Annotated in this window: 18 protein-coding genes; 12 read left to right on the top strand and 6 right to left on the bottom strand. The window is 62.4% G+C overall.

Annotated features, from left to right (window positions below; translation table 11 throughout):
• Window positions 1-135 precede the first annotated feature (135 nt).
• The 3 genes from ccoM to CRO75_RS14910 form a co-directional block, all read right to left on the bottom strand.
• Window positions 136-252 carry a cytochrome c oxidase subunit CcoM gene (ccoM, locus tag CRO75_RS33610; RefSeq protein WP_007926603.1) on the bottom strand — a complete coding sequence of 39 codons (117 nt, stop codon included), beginning with the start codon at window positions 250-252 and terminating at the stop codon, window positions 136-138.
• Window positions 253-397: 145 nt separating this feature from the next.
• Complete coding sequence (locus tag CRO75_RS33010; RefSeq protein WP_023968072.1) at window positions 398-556, bottom strand: hypothetical protein; 159 nt, start codon at window positions 554-556, stop codon at window positions 398-400.
• Between the two features lie 227 nt (window positions 557-783).
• The gene (locus CRO75_RS14910; protein WP_007926605.1) at window positions 784-1,131 is read right to left on the bottom strand and encodes a hypothetical protein; all 348 of its coding nucleotides are present in this window, start codon (window positions 1,129-1,131) and stop codon (window positions 784-786) included.
• 219 nt (window positions 1,132-1,350) lie between these two features.
• Between CRO75_RS14910 and rapA the strand changes: the two genes are divergently transcribed.
• Window positions 1,351-4,197, top strand: a complete 2,847-nt coding sequence (rapA, locus tag CRO75_RS14905) for an RNA polymerase-associated protein RapA (protein ID WP_097136470.1) — start codon at window positions 1,351-1,353, stop codon at window positions 4,195-4,197.
• A gap of 79 nt (window positions 4,198-4,276) precedes the next feature.
• Here rapA and CRO75_RS14900 read toward each other — a convergent pair whose 3' ends face one another.
• Entirely contained in the window at window positions 4,277-5,623 is a 1,347-nt protein-coding gene (locus CRO75_RS14900) for an MFS transporter (RefSeq protein WP_097136468.1), read from the bottom strand.
• Between the two features lie 338 nt (window positions 5,624-5,961).
• Between CRO75_RS14900 and CRO75_RS14895 the strand changes: the two genes are divergently transcribed.
• Window positions 5,962-6,321 (top strand): YkgJ family cysteine cluster protein, encoded by a 360-nt coding sequence (locus tag CRO75_RS14895; protein WP_007926609.1) that lies wholly within the window; start codon window positions 5,962-5,964, stop codon window positions 6,319-6,321.
• A 143-nt stretch (window positions 6,322-6,464) separates the two neighbouring features.
• Complete coding sequence (locus CRO75_RS14890; RefSeq protein WP_097136466.1) at window positions 6,465-8,753, top strand: bifunctional diguanylate cyclase/phosphodiesterase; 2,289 nt, start codon at window positions 6,465-6,467, stop codon at window positions 8,751-8,753.
• On the opposite strand, the gene CRO75_RS14885 is transcribed toward CRO75_RS14890, so the two are convergent.
• A complete protein-coding gene (locus tag CRO75_RS14885) occupies window positions 8,644-9,540 on the bottom strand; it encodes an NAD(P)-dependent oxidoreductase (RefSeq protein ID WP_097136464.1) in 897 nt (298 codons plus the stop codon). The genes CRO75_RS14890 and CRO75_RS14885 overlap by 110 nt on opposite strands.
• 192 nt (window positions 9,541-9,732) lie before the next feature.
• Between CRO75_RS14885 and CRO75_RS14880 the strand changes: the two genes are divergently transcribed.
• Complete coding sequence (locus CRO75_RS14880) at window positions 9,733-11,916, top strand: hypothetical protein (RefSeq protein ID WP_007926612.1); 2,184 nt, start codon at window positions 9,733-9,735, stop codon at window positions 11,914-11,916.
• Between the two features lie 268 nt (window positions 11,917-12,184).
• On the opposite strand, the gene CRO75_RS14875 is transcribed toward CRO75_RS14880, so the two are convergent.
• Complete coding sequence (locus tag CRO75_RS14875) at window positions 12,185-12,496, bottom strand: DUF2288 domain-containing protein (RefSeq protein WP_097136577.1); 312 nt, start codon at window positions 12,494-12,496, stop codon at window positions 12,185-12,187.
• A gap of 339 nt (window positions 12,497-12,835) precedes the next feature.
• On the opposite strand from CRO75_RS14875, the gene CRO75_RS14870 reads away from it, so the two are divergent.
• The 8 genes from CRO75_RS14870 to CRO75_RS14835 all read left to right on the top strand — a co-directional run bounded on the left by CRO75_RS14870 (window position 12,836) and on the right by CRO75_RS14835 (window position 20,142).
• Entirely contained in the window at window positions 12,836-13,963 is a 1,128-nt protein-coding gene (locus tag CRO75_RS14870; protein WP_097136462.1) for a branched-chain amino acid ABC transporter substrate-binding protein, read from the top strand.
• Window positions 13,964-14,194: 231 nt separating this feature from the next.
• Window positions 14,195-15,118: a high-affinity branched-chain amino acid ABC transporter permease LivH gene (livH, locus tag CRO75_RS14865; protein ID WP_007926616.1), complete on the top strand. Its 924-nt coding sequence runs from the start codon at window positions 14,195-14,197 to the stop codon at window positions 15,116-15,118.
• Complete coding sequence (locus tag CRO75_RS14860) at window positions 15,115-16,371, top strand: high-affinity branched-chain amino acid ABC transporter permease LivM (RefSeq protein WP_009042486.1); 1,257 nt, start codon at window positions 15,115-15,117, stop codon at window positions 16,369-16,371. Before livH ends, CRO75_RS14860 begins: the two co-directional genes overlap by 4 nt.
• A complete protein-coding gene (livG, locus tag CRO75_RS14855; RefSeq protein WP_007926620.1) occupies window positions 16,368-17,135 on the top strand; it encodes a high-affinity branched-chain amino acid ABC transporter ATP-binding protein LivG in 768 nt (255 codons plus the stop codon). The genes CRO75_RS14860 and livG overlap by 4 nt, the downstream gene beginning before the upstream one ends.
• The gene (locus CRO75_RS14850) at window positions 17,136-17,837 is read left to right on the top strand and encodes an ABC transporter ATP-binding protein (protein WP_007926621.1); all 702 of its coding nucleotides are present in this window, start codon (window positions 17,136-17,138) and stop codon (window positions 17,835-17,837) included.
• Window positions 17,838-18,141: 304 nt separating this feature from the next.
• Window positions 18,142-18,447 carry a DUF2282 domain-containing protein gene (locus tag CRO75_RS14845; RefSeq protein WP_009042485.1) on the top strand — a complete coding sequence of 102 codons (306 nt, stop codon included), beginning with the start codon at window positions 18,142-18,144 and terminating at the stop codon, window positions 18,445-18,447.
• 28 nt (window positions 18,448-18,475) lie between these two features.
• On the top strand, window positions 18,476-19,360 hold the full coding sequence (locus tag CRO75_RS14840) for a DUF692 domain-containing protein (RefSeq protein ID WP_239990587.1): 885 nt from the start codon (window positions 18,476-18,478) through the stop codon (window positions 19,358-19,360).
• On the top strand, window positions 19,357-20,142 hold the full coding sequence (locus tag CRO75_RS14835; protein WP_097136459.1) for a DNA-binding domain-containing protein: 786 nt from the start codon (window positions 19,357-19,359) through the stop codon (window positions 20,140-20,142). Before CRO75_RS14840 ends, CRO75_RS14835 begins: the two co-directional genes overlap by 4 nt.
• Window positions 20,143-20,144 lie beyond the last annotated feature (2 nt).

Below are 20,144 nucleotides of genomic sequence, written 5' to 3'. Positions count from 1 at the left end.
AAAAAGGTGCGCCCCTCGGGTCGCACCTTTTTTTGTGCCTGAAATAAATGATGGCTTTGCCACAAAACACACAGGCAAAAAAAAAGGGCAACCGAAGTTGCCCAAAATGCCTTGCGTGCTCGTTACCGGAAAGACTTAAGGTTTTTTGCGTTTATGCGCATCTTTCCAGATGAAAAATCCAAACCCGGCGAAAAACAGAACCATGAGGCCGACAGTCAGCACTCCGGCGATCACCACATTGTCGAAAAACATGACTGGCCTCCTGCTCTTGCCCTGTTGCGATGGGGCTAAGTTAACCAAAGAGGCGGCGGGGAAAATTGACCGGGGTCAATGGTCGACCCAGACAGGACGACAGGGAGGGGAAATAACTGACTTACATCAACAGATCGCGCCCGGTTCAGCGCTTTTTCGGCTTTTTCGGTTTCTTCTTCGGCTTGCCCAAAGGCATTGCCTGCTCGAATGCCTGGCGCACTTCGTTCAGGCGCTTTTCCTTCAAGTCATGCACACGCTTGGCACGTTCGGCGTTCAGGTCGATCAGGTTGTCGTCTTGGCTCATGGCGTTGGCTTGCATCGTTCAGGTCTATGTCGACCGGAGCCTCTATATAGCGATAGCGCGGCTGCGGCCCTTGCGGGTTTGCCAATAATGCGGCGTGACGCGGCGCCTGACCAGTGATCGGAGGATATTGAGCGCAATTAAAGGGGGTCCGCCGTTTGACCAGCATCGCGCGAAGTGCACCCTGTGATCCCTTGCCCGCCACTGTCGCAGGCATCAAGGAACAGCATCTAGACCTCGACGTCGACCCACAGCCCCTGGCGTGGCGCGTCCTCGATCAGCGGCGCCACCGGCACGGTGTTGTCGGCATTCAACTCGTCCCCAGGCACGGCCAGGTGCAGTTCGGGATCGTCCGCAGCCTCGGCTTCGCGCTGGCGTTTGTGCCTTTGCTGCTGGCGCTGCTGTTCTTCGCGCAGCAGCAGCGCCGACTGTTCGGCATCGCGCTTGTGCAGGTCGATGGTGCTTTCGTTGGAACTCTGTTGCACCGGTACCACCGGCGGGATATCCGGGCGCGGCCGGATCGGATCCTGCTGGGAGGTCACGGGCACGGCACTCAAGGGCAGCATCGGGGGCAGCATATTATTGGTCTCCTGTCGGCAGGCTATCGGCTGCTGCGGGGGCGACTTGAGCCATCGGTCGCAAACTTGTGACCCAGTCGTCACCCGATAGTGCCCCGAGCCCCGACAAATGCGCCCGATACGCTACCTTCCAGCGTAGTTGTTTTTGTTAGAGTTCTTTGGCCTGAGGCCGCCGATCCGTTAACATAGTCGGCTTTTTCAAGGCGGGAGTCAGGCAGCATGGCGCAGCAGTATCAACCGGGGCAACGCTGGATTAGTGACAGCGAAGCCGAGCTAGGTCTAGGCACCGTTCTGGCACAGGACGGCCGCTTGCTGACCGTGCTCTATCCGGCCACTGGCGACACTCGCCAGTATGCGCTACGGAATGCGCCCCTCACTCGCGTGAGGTTTTCCCCGGGTGACACCATCACCCACTTCGAAGGCTGGAAAATGACCGTGCGCGAAGTCGACGACGTCGACGGCCTGCTGGTCTACCACGGCCTCAACGGGCAGAACGAAGTCGTCACCCTGCCGGAAACCCAACTCTCGAACTTCATCCAGTTCCGCCTGGCCAGCGACCGTCTGTTCGCCGGGCAGATCGACCCGCTGGCCTGGTTCTCCCTGCGCTACCACACCCTGGAACACACCAGCCGCCAGCTGCAATCGTCGCTGTGGGGCCTGGGTGGCGTACGCGCCCAGCCTATCGCCCACCAGCTGCACATTGCCCGTGAAGTCGCCGACCGTATCGCGCCGCGGGTTCTGCTGGCGGACGAAGTGGGCCTGGGCAAGACCATCGAAGCCGGCCTGGTGATCCATCGCCAGCTGCTGTCGGGCCGCGCCAGCCGCGTGCTGATCCTGGTCCCGGAGAACCTGCAGCACCAGTGGCTGGTGGAAATGCGCCGGCGCTTCAACCTGCAGGTCGCGCTGTTCGACGAAGAGCGTTTTATCGAAAGCGATGCCGCCAACCCCTTCGAAGACACCCAGCTCGCCCTGGTGGCCCTGGAATGGCTGGTGGGCGACGAGAAGGCCCAGGACGCGCTGTTCGCCGCCGGCTGGGACCTGATGGTGGTCGACGAGGCCCACCACCTGGTGTGGCACGAAGATCAGGTCAGCCCGGAATACGCGCTGGTGGAACAGCTGGCCGAGGTGATCCCCGGTGTCCTGCTGCTCACCGCCACCCCGGAACAACTGGGCCAGGACAGCCACTTCGCCCGTCTGCGCCTGCTCGACCCGAACCGCTTCCACGACCTGGCCGCCTTCCGTGCCGAGAGCGAAAACTATCGCCCGGTGGCCGAAGCCGTGCAGGAGTTGCTGGATAAAGGGCGCCTGTCGCCAGAAGCGCACAAGACCATCCACAGTTTCCTCGGCAACGAAGGCGAAGCCCTGCTCGCCGCCGTCAACGACGGCGACACTGAAGCCAGCGCGCGCCTGGTGCGCGAGTTGCTGGACCGCCACGGCACCGGCCGCGTGCTGTTCCGCAACACCCGCGCCGCGGTGCAAGGCTTCCCTGAGCGCAAGCTGCACCCGTACCCGCTGCCATGCCCGGACGAGTACCTGGAACTGCCGCTGGGCGAGCACGCCGAGCTGTACCCGGAAGTCAGCTTCCAGGCCCAGCCGGACGCCAGCGAAGAAGAACGCTGGTGGAAGTTCGACCCACGCGTCGAGTGGCTGATCGACCAGCTGAAAATGCTCAAGCGCACCAAGGTCCTGGTGATCTGCGCCCACGCCGAAACCGCCATGGACCTGGAAGACGCCCTGCGCGTGCGCTCCGGTATCCCGGCCACGGTATTCCACGAAGGCATGAACATCCTCGAGCGCGACCGCGCCGCCGCCTACTTCGCCGACGAAGAGTTCGGCGCCCAGGTGCTGATCTGCTCGGAAATCGGCAGTGAAGGTCGCAACTTCCAGTTCGCCCACCATCTGGTGCTGTTCGATCTGCCGTCGCACCCGGACCTGCTGGAGCAGCGGATCGGCCGTCTCGACCGGATCGGCCAGAAACACGTGATCGAGCTGCATGTGCCGTACCTGGAAACCAGCCCGCAAGAGCGCCTGTTCCAGTGGTACCACGAAGCGCTGAACGCCTTCCTCAATACCTGCCCGACCGGCAACGCCCTGCAGCATCAGTTCGGCCCGCGCCTGCTGCCGCTGCTGGAAGAAGCCGACGACGGCGAGTGGCAAGCGCTGATCGACGAGGCGCGCACCGAGCGCGAGCGCCTGGAAGCCGAGCTGCACACCGGCCGCGACCGTCTGCTGGAACTCAACTCCGGCGGCGCCGGCGAAGGCGATGCACTGGTGGAAGCGATCCTCGAGCAGGACGACCAATTCGCCCTGCCGATCTACATGGAAACCCTGTTCGACGCCTTCGGCATCGACAGCGAAGACCATTCGGACAACGCGCTGATCCTCAAGCCGAGCGAAAAAATGCTCGACGCCAGCTTCCCGCTGGGCGACGACGAAGGCGTGACCATCACCTACGACCGCAACCAGGCGCTGTCTCGCGAAGACATGCAGTTCATCACCTGGGAACACCCGATGGTGCAAGGCGGCATGGACCTGGTGCTGTCCGGCTCCATGGGCAACACCGCCGTGGCGCTGATCAAGAACAAGGCGCTGAAACCCGGCACCGTGTTGCTGGAACTGCTGTATGTCAGTGAAGTGGTGGCACCGCGCTCGCTGCAGCTGGGCCGCTACCTGCCACCGGCCGCCCTGCGCTGCCTGCTGGACGCCAACGGCAACGACCTGTCGGCACGCGTCGCCTTCGAGACCCTCAACGACCAACTGGAAAGCGTGCCACGGGCCAGCGCCAACAAGTTCATCCAGGCCCAGCGCGACCAGCTGACGCCGAAGATCAACGCCGGCGAAGCGAAGATCGCCCCGCGTCACGCCGAGCGCGTGGCCGAGGCGCAACGTCGCCTGGCCGCCGACACCGACGAAGAGCTGGCGCGCCTGACCGCGTTGCAGGCGGTCAACCCAACCGTGCGCGACAGCGAGCTGGTAGCCCTGCGCCAACAACGCGAACAAGGCCTGGCCATGCTTGAGAAAGCCGCGCTGCGCCTGGAGGCGATCCGGGTGCTGGTGGCGGGCTGATCCCCCTGCTCTGCCGGTAAATGAAAAGGCCCGCACACTGCGGGCCTTTTTTTATCTACTTCTGTCGGAGCCTGGGCGATCAGGCGGTCACCGCCGCCCCCGCCGGCTCGCCCGGTACCAACCCGTCCTTCATCCGCTGCGCATCGCGCACGAAGCAGCGCGAGGCCAGGAACAGGAACAGCATGGTCAACAGCAACGCCACCGGGATCAGGTACATGGCGTCATGCAGGCCGACCGCCTTGAACGCCTCGGTCATCTGCTCGGCTCCGGCGGCGTACATCGCCGCATGGGCGAAGTGATCGGACAGCGCCCCCACCACCACCGGCCCCAGGCCTCCGCCCAGCAGATACAGGCCGGCGAAGAACAGCGCCATGGCCGTGGCCCGCAGACGTGGTTCGACCACATCCTGAATCGCCGTGTAAACGCAGGTATAGTAGTTGTAGGTGAACAGCCAGCCGACACTGAACACCGCGACGAATACCCCGATCTCGATGCGCCCGGCATGCAGGGCCCAGGCGGTGCACAGGGTCGAGATCAACATGCTGAAGGCGGCGAACAGCAACCGGCCATTGGCGACACGCAGGTGAATCTTGTCGGCGACCCAGCCGCCCAGGGTCAGGCCGAACAGGCCGGTCATCCCGACTATCACCCCGGTCGCCACCGCGGCTTCCTGCAAGGGCATCAGGAAGTAACGCTGCAGCATCGGCACCAGGAACGAGTTGCAGGCGTAGGAGGCGAAGTTGAAGCTCAGCCCGGCCAGCACCAGCCAGAGAAAGGTCGGAATCGCCAGCACCCGGCGGATCGGCCGGTCGACGCGTTCCTGGGAGACCTTGACGGCTTCCGCCGCCCCACGCTTGGGCTCCTTGATGAAGAACATGAACACCGCCAGCAACAGCCCCGGCACCGCGGCGATAAAGAACGGCGCGCGCCAGCTGTCGAAGGCCTTGACCATGGCGCCGATGGTGAAGAACGCCAACAACAGGCCCAGGGGCAGGCCGAGCATGAAGATGCCCATGGCCCGGGACCGGCGGTGGGCCGGGAACAGGTCGCCGATCAGCGAGTTGGCCGCCGGCGCATAGCTGGCCTCGCCGATGCCGACACCCATGCGCACCACGAGGAAACTCCAGAAACTGCCCACCAGGCCATTGACCGCGGTCAGCCCGCTCCACACCGCCAGGCCCCAGCCCATGAGCTTGCTGCGCGAGCCGGTATCGGCCATGCGCCCCAGGGGCAGGCCGGCAATGGCGTAGACGATGGTGAAAGCGGTGCCGATGATGCCGATCTGGAAGTCGCTCAGGTGCCACTCCATGCGGATCGGCTCGATGATGATGGCCGGAATGGTGCGATCGAAGAAGTTGAACAGGTTAGCCAGGAACAACAGGAACAGAATGCGCCAGGCATTCGCCGCTTGGGTCGAGTTCTGCATGGGTCGGTCTCTTTATTGTTATTCGGCCAGACGCAACCGAGCCTGGAAGTTGCAATCTAGTCAGCCCCGCCGCGCTTGTCTGTAATGATTCGTAAGGCTGATATCAGGCAATCCGAAGCACAGGTCGTCGACCGCGCTCGGCGGCCGCCCGAACAACGCCTGCGCCCCCGCAGAAACCGCCGCAAGCCCCCCGGATACCGGGGCTAAAGCCCGATTTTTCAAGGGCTTGCGCAGGGCCTGAAAAATACCTCGCGCGCCCCCTTCCCAAGGCCGTTGCGAAGCCTAGAATAGCGGCCTTGCTGCCCCCCTCATCAACCTCCTCCCCTTTGAATACGCCCATGTCCGAAGCCAGTCCGTGTCTGAATTGCGGTGCCTGCTGTTCACACTTTCGTGTGTCTTTTTTCTGGGGTGAATGCGCCTCTTCCGGCGGTACGGTCCCCGACGATCTGGTGGCGTCCATCAGCCCCAGCCGGGTCGCCATGCTCGGTACCGATTGCAAGCCGACCCGCTGCACCGCGCTGACCGGCGAGGTCGGCAAGGAAGTCAGCTGTTCGATCTACCACCAGCGTTCCAGCACCTGCCGCGAGTTCGAGGCGTCCTGGGAAAATGGCCAACAGAACGTCGATTGCGACGCCGCGCGCGCGGCATTCGGGCTCGCGCCCCTGGAGCCGACGCTGTATTTCGAACAGAGCGCTTAGCTCGATTGGCTATGGAGTGAATTCCAAAATCATTTAAGTCAATCTGCCACCATCGCTCCCGGCCTTGCCTCGGCTTCCTATACTCACTCCCATTGGTCAGCCATCAGGGCTGGCCCTGGATGACTCAAGAAACGGGGCCTGCGATGGAATGGCTTGGTCTGCATTTTTTTACCGAGCTCCCCGAAGGCGGGCAGGTATTACTCACCTGCAGCCACAACCCCGTGCTGGTGATCCTCGCCTATCTGGTGGCCTGCGCTGGCAGCTTCGCCACCCTGGACATGGCCGAACGGGTGCGCCACGTCGACCTGGCAGCCGCCCAGCAACGCTGGCGCTGGATCGGCGCCTTCTGCCTGGCCGGCGGCATCTGGGCCATGCATTTCATTGGCATGCTGGCACTGCAAATCCCCATCGAAACCCATTACGACCTGCCGATGACCCTGCTATCGCTGCTGATCGCGGTGATTGCATCCTGGCTGGCGATGAAGACCCTCAGCCATACCCAGCTGCAACTGTGGCGCTACCTCCTGGCATCGATCTGGATCGGCCTGGGCATCTGCGTCATGCATTATGTCGGCATGGCGGCGATGCGCTCACAAGCCACGGCCTACTACCAACCCGATCTCCTCGGCCTGTCGATTGCCATCGCCATCAGCGCGAGCCTGGTCGCCTTGCTGCTGTCCCGCTACCTGAGCAATGGCAGCGGCGTGTTCCACCAGTTACTCAAATACGCGGCCAGCCTGCTGCTGGGGGGCGGCATAGTCGCCATGCATTTCACCGGCATGTGGGCGCTGAAACTGGTGATGCCAGTGGCAGGCACGCCTTCGATAGTGGTGGATGACAACCCCTTGCAACTGGGCCTGACCATCGCCGTCATCGCCCTGCTGATCATCGGCAGCAGCATCAGCGCGGCCCTGGCGGACAAGAAACTCCAGCACAAGGAACAGGACCTGCGCCGGGTCAACACCCTGCTGAGCCAACTGGACCAGGCCCGGGTGGCGCTGCAACAGGTGGCGCATTACGACGCCCTGACCAACCTGATCAATCGTCGTGGCTTCAATCAGTTGTTCGCCGAAAAGCTCATCGAAAAGACCGTGCAGGGCGGCATGCTGGCGGTGATGTTCCTCGACATCGATCACTTCAAGCGGATCAACGACAGCCTCGGCCACGATGCCGGCGACGAACTGTTGAAGGTGATTGCCGGCCACATCAAAAGCTCCACCCGCAGCCATGAAGACGTGGTGGCGCGTTTCGGTGGAGACGAGTTCTGCATCCTCATGAGCTTGAGCCACCGCGACGAAGCCCAGCACATGGCGCAACGCATCATGAACAAGATGAAGGAGCCCATCGAGCTGGCAGGAAGGCGCATGGTGATGACCACCAGCATCGGCATCAGCGTCTTTCCCGACGATGGCACAACCTGCGAAGAACTGCTCAAGCATGCCGACCTGGCGCTCTATCAATCCAAGGGCAGCGGTCGCAACAGCCTGCACTTCTTCAGCACCAACCTGAAGACCCGGGCGAGCCTGGAACTGCAACTGGAGGAAGAATTGCGCAACGCCCTGCGCCACGAAGCCGGATTGACCCTGTATTACCAACCCATCTACGACCTGGGCAGCCGCAAGGTCAGCAAGCTCGAAGCGCTGGTGCGCTGGCGGCATCCGTTGCACGGGCTGCTGGCCCCGGATCGTTTCATCGGGATCGCCGAAGCCAACGGGCTGATTGCCGAACTGGACAACTGGGTCCTGCGCAAGGCCTGCGAGGACCTGGCCGCCCTGTCCCGCCATGGCTTTGCCGAGCTGAAAATCGCGGTGAACTGCTCGGCCCTGAACCTGGCGCGGGAGGAGTTGGCCGAGGAGATCGCCAACACCCTGAGCAACGCCGGTGTCGCGCCCCAGCGCCTGGAACTGGAAGTTACGGAAAACGCCCTGATGGGTAACATCGACAGCACCGTGGCCTTGTTGCGGCAGATCCGCAATCTCGGGGTGTCACTGTCGATCGACGACTTCGGCACCGGTTATTCGTCCCTCGCCTACCTCAAGCGCCTGCCGCTCAACACCCTGAAGATCGACCGCTCGTTCATCCAGGACGTGCCCCAGTCGACCCAGGACAAGGAAATCGTCCAGGCGATCATCGTCATGGCCCATACCCTGCACCTGCAGGTGGTGACCGAAGGCGTCGAGAGCATGCAGCAGTACGAGTTCCTCGCCCAATACGGCTGCGACTTCATCCAGGGTTACCTGCTCAGCCGGGCGCTGCCCCTGGAAGAGTTGCCCGGGGTGATCGACGAGATCGAGCAGCGCATGCTGCCCGCCGTCGCCGCGGTCAGCCCTCTGACGTCGGTTCGCGATACAGGCGGATCAGGGTCGCGGGATCCTGCTCCAGATAGCCCTGGCCGCCATGCAGGCGCATCAGTTGTGCAGCCAATCCGCTGATCGGCGTGGCCGAGCCCTGCTCGCGGGAGAACTTCACCGCCCCGTCCAGATCCTTGAGCAGGGTGCGCACATGCCATTTGATCGGTTCGAAGCGGCTTTCGGCCATCTGCGGGGCGAGAATCTGCAACGGCCTGGAATCGGCGAAACCACCGGCCAGCGCCTCGGCCAGCAATGACGCATCGACCCCGGAACGCTCGGCCAGCGCCACCACTTCGGCGATCACCAGGGCATTGCAGGCAACGATCATCTGGTTGCAGGCCTTGGTCACCTGGCCGGCGCCGACGCCGCCCATATGAGTCACCCGTTGCCCCAGATTGAACAGGACCGGGCGCACCCGTTCGATATCCGCCGCCTCGCCGCCGACCATGATTGCCAGGCTGCCGGTCTCGGCACCGGGCGTGCCGCCGGACACCGGGGCATCGACCCAGCCCATGCCGGTGCTGCTGGCCAGTTGCGCGGCCATTTCCCGGGTGGCGGTCGGCTCCAGGCTGGAAAGGTCCACCAGCAGTTGGTCGGCCCGGGCTCCCTGGGCGATGCCCTCGGCACCGAACACCACCTCGCGCACCACCTCGGTATTGGCCAGGCACAGCAGCACCAGGTCCGCGGACTCGCACAGCTGGGCCGGAGTCTCGGCCAGTTGCGCGCCCGCCTCCAGCAGCGGTGCGCATTTTTCCCGGTTGCGGTTCCACACCACCAGGGGATAACCCGCCGCCAGCAGACGGCGACACATGGGCAAGCCCATCAGGCCAATACCGGCGAACCCGAGGGTGGGTAACGTTGCCATCATCTTGCCTCCTTTTGATTAAAGATCACCAAAAACTGGCCGATTTATCTGAGCTCAGGAAAGGATTCCCCCTAGCGGTCATCAGACTTATCCCTATCGCTGGGGCCAATATCGCGCTGTAAAGTCGCGAGATCCCACTTGATGGCTCTTTGACATCTCGTCACCGAGCCGACCAGTCCAGACACACGGCGCACAATGACTTCTAAAAACAATTCTGCCAACGCAGTATCCGAACTGACGCTGACCCCGGGCAGCCAGAGCTTTTCAGATTCGAAGCCATTGTCCAGCTCGCGCCCGCAGGCGCCCCAGCAGTACCTCTACTTCACCGAAACCAACACCGACCGCATCCTCGACAACCTCGACGGCCTGCGCGACTCGGTATTTCCCCGCGCGCCGCACCTGGAAGACGAACTCGAGGCGCGCCGCGAGCAGGAGTTTCCCTCGGTCTGCCTGATCGGCCTGGGCCGCTGCGGATCGAACATCGCCCTGGATGTGGCGGAGCTGGTGTACAACGCCCGCAAGTTCTACCTCAACGAATTCAACACCGACGACAAGGCCTATGCCGACAAGGGCTACAGCCCCGCCCAGTGGATCCGCCACAACCTGCGCCTGGGCCAGAGCAAGGCCAGCAAGCCGGTGTTCCTGGTCGAGCCGCTGGTGATGCTGGGCGACCTGGACAAGGACATCGCCGGGCGCATCCGCTTCTCGCGCAAGGGCGAAAAAAGCGGCTTCATCCGCGACTACAGCAAAATGAAGATCATGGACCTCTCGGAAGTCCATGCCGGCGGCGCCGGCAACGCGCCGATCCTCGGCCAGTACCTGGCCAAGATCATCCTCAACAAGGACACGCAGCGTTTCTCCAGCCCCGACTGGAAAATGATCCACTCGTACCTGATCGACTCCTGCGGCATCAAGGCCAACCAGTCGCGCCTGTACTTCTCAATCTTCAGCGCCGGCGGCGGTACCGGTTCGGGCATGGCCTCGGAGTTCGGCCTGGCCCAGCAGTACTCGTACATGAACAAGACGTTCGACACCAAGCCGATCGACGAGCACGACAGCAAGAGCGGCCACTCCTTCGTCTTCGAGCCGATCTTCACCAGCGGTATCTGCGTACTGCCGAACATCTCCGATCACCGCAGCGAAATGTCCGAAGCGTTGCACATCAACGCCGGACGCTTGCTGTGCAAATACCTGTCGGAAGAATGGGACTTCTCCTACAACTTCGATAACGAAGACAGCAGCGAAGCCAGCGTCATGGGGCGCATCCGCCCATGGAACGCGATGATGCTGATCTCTAACGACATCATGCGTTATGCCGAAGAGAGCGATGACGGCAACATCCAGAACATCGATGTCAACGCCATGGAGAAGCACGCCAACCAGTACATCTCCCAGCAGATCTTCAACATCCTCACCGCCCAGGCGGTGACCACCGACTACGACCAGAACTACTTCCGCCGCGCCGGCATCGACATCGGCGAGACCATCCGCCTGGATGCCAACGACCTGTTCATGAGCCTGGCCGGCCCGGTGGCGATCGCCTACGCCGAGTCCGTGGTCCCGGAAACCCCGGTGCCGAGCGGCGACAAGTTCAAGGTGTTCGAGAAAGAGCCGCAGCGCCTGAACATCGACGACCTGTTCTTCCGCTCCATCGACCTGCCGCACTTCAACAAGGTGACCCAGGCCATCGAAGGCATCAGCCTGCTGCCGATCGAGTCCAAGCGTTATCGCGCGGCGCTGGAGCAATACAAAGCTTCCGGTTACGACGCCGCCGCCCTGCACGACCTGCACTTCTTCAAGAACTGCTCGTCGGTGGTGTCGATCGTCTCCCTGCCCAAGGACTACAAGCTGTCGTACATGGACCTGAACCGGCTCAAGACCCACCTCAACAGCCTGTTCCCCAATACCACCCTCAAGCGTTACGCCCTGGTGATCGGCGCCTCGGCCAACCTCTCGCTGACCACCCTGATCGCCAAGAGCCCGTGCCTGTCGGACGACTTCCTGACGCTAATCGTGGCCTTTATCAAGCGTTGCTTCGCCCGCAACCCGTACCGCTTCGACGAGACCCTGGACAACTCGATCCTCGACTTCATCGTCAGCGAGGCATTCGATGAAAGCCGCATCGACGAGTTGCTCAACGAGTTCGAGAACCCGGCGAAGATACTCGATACCAACTGGTACGCGATCAAGCCGATGTACGAGAAGAAGTACCGCGAGCTGATCAACGACAAGGACAAGTTCGTCTCGATCAACGACATCCGCCTGTCCCGCGATTGCGTGAAGAAGGCCATCAAGTACCTGCGCGAGATCTACCGCCACCGCATCGGCAAGACCAAGGTCATCTCGCTGAACAACCACACGGGCAGGACCGCTTACTGACCGCCTGTCGCCCCTGCAGATGCCGCCGGTCGATGGCTTTCACCAGCGGCCGACCGACGGTTTCTGCAAGGCGATATATAGAAGGAAGGTAGTCTCCAGGAACAATCAGGCAGCCCTCGGGCTGCCTTGCAAACTGTTCCCATTCCGCTTACGTCACCGTCAGCCTGAGATGGGTGGGGCCTTTCTCCACGGGCAACTTGCCATCATCCTCATCGCGGTTACTCGGCTACACACTTTCAACCGGAAAAACCAGGCACTATTTTGGTGCTCAGCCTTCGCCCCGCGCCCTTTCCTGGACCAGAATCCACGGCGAAACCACCACCGCCCACAACAGCGGATCGCGCTCCACCAGATCCAGCGCCCGCGTCGCAGACACCTTGCCCACCTTCTCGGCGGCCAGCCAGGCAGAGACTTTCTCGGCCTGGTTCTCGGCCATGGCCTCGGCTGCCTCGATCAAATCCAGGCTGGCGTCGACCCACAATAGGGCACCCTTGGCGAAGAACGGTTCCAGCTCCTTCCAGGTAATGGATGCGGTTTCACCAAGCAGCTTGGCATAGAGGGTGCTAGGTTCTTGAGTCATGGGCCTGTCCCGAAAAGAAATCGGCGCAATGATAACGTCGGTGCTCTGGCAGACAAACCCGGTTGCAATTGCGTCAACGATAGAGAAGTGCAGGAGAGCCAGGGATTGCTCGCTGAATACGGTCAAAACCCCGCCGCGATTCTGTCTTTTTCTTTCAATAAAGCGACACCCCCTGATTTTGCCCCCTGGCGCCAGCTTCCCAGGCTAACAATCGGCGCTCTACACTGTACCGGTACAGTTGCCGGGGGCATTTTCCGGGGATATCCAAGAGATATCTGACCCGGTTCTGCTGCTACGGCGCCAGGACTATAAAAATTACAACAGTAAGAGTGGAGCACTATGAATAAGGCTACTAAGCAGATTTCCAAACTGTTTGCCGCTATGGTTCTGGCCGGAGTCGCCAGCCATTCGTTCGCAGCTGACACCATCAAGATCGGCATCGCCGGCCCCAAGACCGGCCCTGTAGCCCAGTACGGCGACATGCAGTTCAGTGGCGCCAAAATGGCCATCGAACAAATCAACGCCAAGGGCGGCGTCGATGGCAAGCAGCTCCAGGCCGTCGAATACGATGATGCCTGCGATCCGAAACAAGCCGTCGCCGTAGCCAACAAAGTCGTCAACGACGGCGTCAAGTTCGTGATCGGTCACCTGTGCTCCAGCTCCACTCAACCGGCTTCGGACATCTACGAAGACGAAGGCGTGGTCATGATCACCCCCGCCGCCACCAGCCCGGACATCACCACCCGTGGTTACAAGATGGTGTTCCGCACCATCGGCCTGGACAGCGCCCAGGGCCCTGCCGCCGGCAACTACATCGCCGATCACGTGAAGCCGAAAATCGTTGCCGTGCTGCACGACAAGCAGCAATACGGTGAAGGCATCGCCACCGCCGTGAAGCAGACCCTCGAGAAGAAAGGCACCAAGGTTGCCGTGTTCGAAGGCATCAACGCCGGCGACAAAGACTTCTCCTCGATGATCGCCAAGCTCAAGCAAGCCAACGTCGACTTCGTCTACTACGGCGGCTACCACCCGGAGCTGGGCCTGATCCTGCGCCAGGCCCAGGAAAAAGGCCTGAAAGCCAAGTTCATGGGGCCGGAAGGCGTGGGTAACGACTCTATTTCGCAGATCGCCAAGGACGCGTCCGAAGGCCTGCTGGTGACCCTGCCGAAATCCTTCGACCAGGATCCGGCCAACGTAGCCCTGGCGGATGCGTTCAAGGCCAAGAAAGAAGACCCGAGCGGTCCGTTCGTGTTCCCTTCCTACTCCGCAGTTGAAGTCATCGCCGGCGGTATCACCGCCGCCAAGAGCGAAGACCCGGCCAAGGTGGCCGAAGCCATCCACGCCGGTACGTTCAAGACCCCGACCGGCGACCTGAGCTTCGACACCAAGGGCGACCTGAAAGACTTCAAGTTCGTGGTCTACGAGTGGCACTTCGGCAAACCTAAAACCGAAGTCTCGCCTCAATAAGGCCCTGTCTGACTGACAGCCAACAAAGCCCACGGCGTGCCGTGGGCTTTGTTTTACGAACGTATTGGGCCTGTTTTCCGTGATCCGGAAGCCCGCCCACCTGAAAATCTCAAAACCGTCATCAGCGGTTCGCTGGCAAAACCTGACCCGAAGTGGATGCAGATCCACGGGGCACAGGCGGGAAAATGACTCCACCAGTGAAATGCGTATCAGGTTTTTAGGAGCGCTGTAATGCCTGACCTCTATCACTTTTTCCAACAGCTGGTTAACGGTCTCACCGTTGGCAGCACGTATGCCCTGATCGCCATCGGCTATACGATGGTTTACGGCATCATTGGAATGATCAACTTCGCCCACGGCGAGGTGTACATGATCGGTTCCTATGTGGCGTTCATCGCCATCGCGGGCCTGACCATGATGGGACTCGACAGTGTCCCGCTCTTGATGACCGCGGCCTTCATCGCGACCATCGTCGTTACCAGTGCCTACGGCTACAGCATCGAACGGATCGCCTACCGCCCCCTGCGCGGCAGCAACCGTCTGATCCCCCTGATCTCGGCCATCGGCATGTCGATCTTCCTGCAGAACACGGTTCTGCTGGCGCAAGACTCCAAGGACAAATCCATCCCCAACCTGATCCCGGGCAACTTCTCCATCGGGCCAGGTGGCGCACATGAAGTGCTGATCTCCTACATGCAAATCGTGGTGTTCGTGGTGACCCTCATCGCCATGCTCGGCCTGACCCTGTTCATCTCCCGTTCCCGCCTGGGCCGCGCCTGCCGTGCCTGCGCCGAGGACATCAAGATGGCCAACCTGCTGGGTATCAACACCAACAACATCATCGCCCTGACCTTCGTGATCGGTGCCGCGCTAGCGGCGATCGCGGCCGTGCTGCTGAGCATGCAATACGGAGTGATCAACCCCAACGCCGGCTTCCTGGTCGGTCTCAAGGCCTTCACCGCCGCGGTACTGGGCGGCATCGGCAGCATTCCAGGCGCCATGCTGGGCGGCCTGGTACTTGGGGTGGCGGAAGCCTTCGGTGCCGATATCTTCGGCGACCAGTACAAGGACGTCGTGGCGTTCGGCCTGCTGGTTCTGGTGTTGTTGTTCCGGCCAACCGGCCTGCTGGGCCGTCCGGAGGTTGAGAAAGTATGACTAGGAATCTTCGACAGGCGTTCTTCAGCGCCTTGCTGGTGTGGGCCGTCGCCTACCCGATACTCGGTTTGAAACTGACCATCGTCGGCATCAACCTGGAAGTCCATGGCACCAGCCCCACCACCCTGATGATCATCGCCGCGTGTTCGGTGCTGATGTTCCTGCGGGTGCTGTTCGACCAGCAGATCAGCGCGGCCTGGAAGTCCTCGCCCAACATGCCGGTGATCCCGGCCAAGGCCAGTAACTTCCTGACCCTGCCGACCACCCAGCGCTGGATCATCATTGCGTTGATCATCGGTGCGCTGGTCTGGCCGTTCTTCGGCTCCCGCGGCGCGGTGGACATCGCCACTCTGGTGCTGATCTACGTGATGCTCGGCCTGGGCCTGAATATCGTGGTCGGCCTGGCCGGCCTGCTGGACCTGGGGTACGTCGGCTTCTACGCCGTGGGCGCCTACAGCTACGCGCTGCTGTCGCACTACTACGGCTTGAGCTTCTGGATCTGCCTGCCTATCGCCGGCCTGATGGCGGCCACTTTCGGCTTCCTGCTGGGCTTCCCGGTATTGCGCCTGCGCGGTGACTACCTGGCGATCGTGACCCTGGGCTTCGGCGAGATCATCCGCTTGTTCCTGCGTAACCTGACCGACCTCACCGGTGGTCCGAACGGTATCAGCAACATCGATAAACCGACGTTCTTCGGCCTGACCTTCGAACGCCGGGCCGCCGAGGGCCTGCAGACCTTCCACGAGTACTTCGGCATCGAATACAACTCGATCAACAAGGTGATCTTCCTTTACCTGGTCGCGCTGTTGCTGGCGCTGTTCGCCCTGTTCGTCATCAACCGCTTGCTGCGCATGCCCCTGGGGCGTGCCTGGGAAGCCCTGCGCGAAGACGAAATCGCCTGCCGCGCACTGGGCCTGAACCCGACCGTGATCAAGCTGTCGGCCTTCACCCTGGGTGCCTGCTTCGCCGGTTTCGCCGGCAGCTTCTTCGCCGCGCGCCAGGGCCTGGTGACGCCGGAGTCCTTCACCTTCATCGAGTCCGCGACCATCCTCGCCATCGTCGTGCTGGGCGGCATGGGCTCGCAGCTGGGCGTGGTCCTGGCGGCCACCGTGATGATCCTGCTGCCTGAACTGATGCGCGAATTCAGCGAATACCGCATGTTGATGTTCGGCGCCATGATGGTGCTGATGATGATCTGGCGTCCTCAAGGCCTGCTGCCCATGCAACGCCCACACATGGAGTTGCGCAAATGAGCCGTGAGATCCTCAAAGTAACGGGCCTGAGCATGCGCTTTGGCGGCCTGCTGGCGGTCAACGGCGTGGCCCTGACCGTCAAAGAGAAACAAGTGGTATCGATGATCGGCCCGAACGGCGCCGGCAAGACCACGGTGTTCAACTGCCTGACCGGTTTCTACCAACCCACCGCCGGCAGCATCCTGCTCGACGGCGAGCCGATCCAGGGCCTGCCCGGGCACAAGATCGCCCTCAAGGGTGTGGTGCGCACCTTCCAGAACGTGCGGCTGTTCAAGGACATGACCGCGGTCGAGAACCTGTTGATCGCGCAGCACCGTCACCTGAACACCAACTTCCTGGCCGGCCTGTTCAAGACCCCGGCGTTCCGCAAGAGCGAGCGCGAGGCCATGGAATACGCCGAGTACTGGCTGGAAAAGGTCAACCTCAAGGAGTTCGCCAACCGTCCCGCCGGCACCCTGGCCTACGGTCAGCAGCGGCGCCTGGAAATCGCCCGCTGCATGATGACCCGTCCGCGGATCCTCATGCTCGACGAACCGGCCGCCGGCCTCAATCCGCGGGAAACCGAAGACCTCAAGGCGCTGATCGGCGTGCTGCGCGAAGAGCACAACGCCACGGTGCTGCTGATCGAACACGACATGAAGCTGGTCATGAGCATTTCCGACCACATCGTCGTGATCAACCAGGGCACGCCCCTGGCCGACGGCACGCCGGAACAGATCCGCGACAATCCTGAAGTGATCAAAGCCTACCTGGGGGAAGCGTAAATGCTGCAGTTCGAAAACGTTTCCACCTTCTACGGCAAGATCCAGGCGCTGCACAGCGTCAACGTCGAGATCCGCCAGGGCGAGATCGTCACCTTGATCGGTGCCAACGGCGCCGGTAAATCCACCCTGCTGATGACCCTCTGCGGTTCGCCGCAGGCCCACAGCGGCAGCATCCGTTACCTGGGTGAAGAGCTGGTGGGGCAGACCTCGGCGCAGATCATGCGCAAGAGCATTGCCGTGGTGCCGGAAGGTCGTCGGGTGTTCGCCCGCCTGACCGTGGAGGAGAACCTGGCCATGGGCGGATTCTTCACCGACAAGGGCGATTACCAGGAGCAGATGGACAAGGTCCTGGGCCTGTTCCCGCGCCTCAAGGAACGCTTCAACCAGCGCGGCGGCACCATGTCCGGCGGCGAACAGCAGATGCTCGCCATCGGCCGCGCGCTGATGAGCAAGCCCAAGCTGTTGCTGCTCGACGAACCGTCCCTGGGCCTGGCGCCGATCATCATCCAGCAGATCTTCGACATCATCGAACAGCTGCGCCGTGACGGCGTGACGGTGTTCCTGGTGGAACAGAACGCCAACCAGGCGCTGAAGATCGCCGACCGTGCCTATGTACTGGAAAACGGCCGGGTGGTGATGCAAGGCACCGGCGAAGCTCTGCTGACCGACCCCAAGGTGCGCGAAGCCTATCTGGGCGGCTGAGCACCTGCGGCAAAAAAGGAACGGCCCTGCGGGGCCGTTTTTTTTCGCCTGGAAATCTCCCCCTCCTGTAGCCGCTGCCGCAGGCTGCGATCGGGGCAACGCCCCGCACAGGCTGACCACTCGGAAGGCTCGGTACACCGTGCTGCCAGTGAATGCGCCGGCTTCGCCGTCGATCGCAGCCTGCGGCAGCGGCTACAACTGGATTTTTTTCGCCTGGGCTGTAACAAACCCCAGCGACCTTTCTCTAGAGGGGTAAGCAGGCACGAATGCCTGCCTACACCACTACCTTTTCTGGAGAAACACCATGACCGCTACCACTCGCACCCTGTCCGCCGCCGCCCTGGCCCTGGCCCTCGGTTCTGCCTTGAGCATCGCCGCGCTGCCGACCACCGCCCAGGCCGCCGACAACATGGAGAAATGCTTTGGCGTCGCCATGAAGGGCAAGAACGATTGCGCGGCAGGCGCGGGCACCACTTGTGCCGGTACCGCCAAGGTCGACCACCAGGCCAACGCCTGGAAGCTGGTTCCTAAAGGCACCTGCGAGAAAACCGCCAGCAGCACCTCGCCTACCGGTTTCGGCCAGCTGCAAGCCTACAAAGCCAAGTCGTAAGCAACCTGCCTGAGTGTCGATGATGAACATGGCCGTACCACTCCCCCTGCATCCCGCCACTCAGGCGACCGCCTCCAGCCTGCCGCAACGCGCCGGGCTGGGGCTCAAGACCGAGCACTTTCGCCAGGTCCTGAAGGAACAGCCCGATATCGGCTTCTTTGAAGTCCATGCGGAAAACTACATGGTCGCTGGCGGGCCGTTCCATCACTACCTGGGGCTGATCCGCGAACAGTATCCGCTGTCGCTGCACGGCGTCGGCCTGTCGATCGGTGCCGAAGGTCCGCTGGACCAACAGCACCTCAAGCGCCTGGCCGCGCTGATCGAGCGGTATCAACCCCAGTCCTTTTCCGAACACCTGGCCTGGTCCAGCCATGGCCCGGTGTTTCTCAATGACTTGCTGCCCCTGGCCTATGACCGGCCGACGCTGAACCGCGTCTGCGAACACATCGACCAGGTGCAGAGCACATTGCGCCGCCCCATGCTGCTGGAGAACCCCGCGACCTACCTGGAGTTTCGCCAGTCGAGCATGGCCGAGGCCGAGTTCATCCGCGAAGTGATAGGCCGCACCGGCTGCGGCCTGTTGCTGGACGTGAACAATGTCTACGTGTCGTGCATCAACCACCGGCGCGACCCGCTGGCCTATATCGATGCCCTGCCGCTGCACGCGGTGGGCGAGATCCACCTGGCCGGGTTTGCCGAAGACAGCGACAGCCTGGGCGACCGGCTGTTGATCGACGATCACGGCGCGCCGATCGATAACGCCGTATGGGCGCTGTACCTGCGGCTGCTGGAACGGATCGGACCGACCGCGACCCTGATCGAGCGCGACAACCAGGTGCCGGCGTTTTCCGTGCTGCAGGCCGAGGCGCGCCAGGCGGATGAGCTGCTGCAATGCGCCAGGAGGCTGCCATGAACACCCAAGCCAGCTTCGCCAGCGCCCTGTTCGACTCCGAGCAGCCCTGCCCTGCGGACCTGTACTGCGGCAACGGCGCCGACCCGGCCAGCCGCTTCGCGGTGTACCGCAACAATGTGCAGAGCTCGTTGATCAACGCCCTGGCCGATGCCTATCCGGTGGTGGCGCAACTGGTGGGCGATGAGTTCTTCCGGGCCATGGCCGCGCTCTACGTCAGGCGCTTCCCGCCCACCAGCGCCGTGCTTAGCGACTATGGCCATGACTTCGCCGACTTCATCGGCGGTTTCCCTCCCGCCGCCGGCGTGCCTTACCTGGCGGATGTCGCGCGCCTGGAGCGCCTGCGGGTCACCGCCTATCACGCCGCCGATGCCTGCCCGGTACAACCGCAGCAGATCGCCACGGCCATGGCCGAGCCGCAAACCCTGGGGCAATTGCGCCTGGAACTGCATCCCTCGCTCGGCCTGCTGAACTCGCCCTATCCGGTGGTCGATATATGGGCCGCCCACCAGGGCGATGGCGACGGGCAAGGCGTCGACCTAAAGAGCATCGACCTGGGCCAAGGACAAAGCGCCCTGGTGCTGCGTCATGAGCTGGAGGTCGAAGTGTTCGCCATCGACGCCGGGGTCGCCTGCTTCATCCATGCCCTGCGCTACTTACAGCCGCTGCAAGTCGCCGCGGCCAATGCCTTGGCTGTCGATCCGGCGTTCGAGCCGAGCCAGGCCCTGGCGCTGCTGATCGGTCGCGGCGCCATCACTCGCCTGTCCCCCCATTCCGAGGTCTGAAC

This window comes from Pseudomonas sp. LAMO17WK12:I10 (assembly GCF_900215185.1).
Classification (GTDB): domain Bacteria; phylum Pseudomonadota; class Gammaproteobacteria; order Pseudomonadales; family Pseudomonadaceae; genus Aquipseudomonas; species Aquipseudomonas chlororaphis.
This window is presented reverse-complemented; position numbering and strand designations above follow the sequence as displayed.

What these genes read in the sequence shown, in the direction of transcription:
- ccoM (WP_007926603.1), bottom strand. Translation starts at nt 252, where the DNA reads ATGTTTTTCGACAATGTGGTGATCGCCGGAGTGCTGACTGTCGGCCTC.
- CRO75_RS33010 (WP_023968072.1), bottom strand. Translation starts at nt 556, where the DNA reads ATGAGCCAAGACGACAACCTGATCGACCTGAACGCCGAACGTGCCAAG.
- CRO75_RS14910 (WP_007926605.1), bottom strand. Translation starts at nt 1,131, where the DNA reads ATGCTGCCCCCGATGCTGCCCTTGAGTGCCGTGCCCGTGACCTCCCAG.
- rapA (WP_097136470.1), top strand. Translation starts at nt 1,351, where the DNA reads ATGGCGCAGCAGTATCAACCGGGGCAACGCTGGATTAGTGACAGCGAA.
- CRO75_RS14900 (WP_097136468.1), bottom strand. Translation starts at nt 5,623, where the DNA reads ATGCAGAACTCGACCCAAGCGGCGAATGCCTGGCGCATTCTGTTCCTG.
- CRO75_RS14895 (WP_007926609.1), top strand. Translation starts at nt 5,962, where the DNA reads ATGTCCGAAGCCAGTCCGTGTCTGAATTGCGGTGCCTGCTGTTCACAC.
- CRO75_RS14890 (WP_097136466.1), top strand. Translation starts at nt 6,465, where the DNA reads ATGGAATGGCTTGGTCTGCATTTTTTTACCGAGCTCCCCGAAGGCGGG.
- CRO75_RS14885 (WP_097136464.1), bottom strand. Translation starts at nt 9,540, where the DNA reads ATGATGGCAACGTTACCCACCCTCGGGTTCGCCGGTATTGGCCTGATG.
- CRO75_RS14880 (WP_007926612.1), top strand. Translation starts at nt 9,733, where the DNA reads ATGACTTCTAAAAACAATTCTGCCAACGCAGTATCCGAACTGACGCTG.
- CRO75_RS14875 (WP_097136577.1), bottom strand. Translation starts at nt 12,496, where the DNA reads ATGACTCAAGAACCTAGCACCCTCTATGCCAAGCTGCTTGGTGAAACC.
- CRO75_RS14870 (WP_097136462.1), top strand. Translation starts at nt 12,836, where the DNA reads ATGAATAAGGCTACTAAGCAGATTTCCAAACTGTTTGCCGCTATGGTT.
- livH (WP_007926616.1), top strand. Translation starts at nt 14,195, where the DNA reads ATGCCTGACCTCTATCACTTTTTCCAACAGCTGGTTAACGGTCTCACC.
- CRO75_RS14860 (WP_009042486.1), top strand. Translation starts at nt 15,115, where the DNA reads ATGACTAGGAATCTTCGACAGGCGTTCTTCAGCGCCTTGCTGGTGTGG.
- livG (WP_007926620.1), top strand. Translation starts at nt 16,368, where the DNA reads ATGAGCCGTGAGATCCTCAAAGTAACGGGCCTGAGCATGCGCTTTGGC.
- CRO75_RS14850 (WP_007926621.1), top strand. Translation starts at nt 17,136, where the DNA reads ATGCTGCAGTTCGAAAACGTTTCCACCTTCTACGGCAAGATCCAGGCG.
- CRO75_RS14845 (WP_009042485.1), top strand. Translation starts at nt 18,142, where the DNA reads ATGACCGCTACCACTCGCACCCTGTCCGCCGCCGCCCTGGCCCTGGCC.
- CRO75_RS14840 (WP_239990587.1), top strand. Translation starts at nt 18,476, where the DNA reads ATGGCCGTACCACTCCCCCTGCATCCCGCCACTCAGGCGACCGCCTCC.
- CRO75_RS14835 (WP_097136459.1), top strand. Translation starts at nt 19,357, where the DNA reads ATGAACACCCAAGCCAGCTTCGCCAGCGCCCTGTTCGACTCCGAGCAG.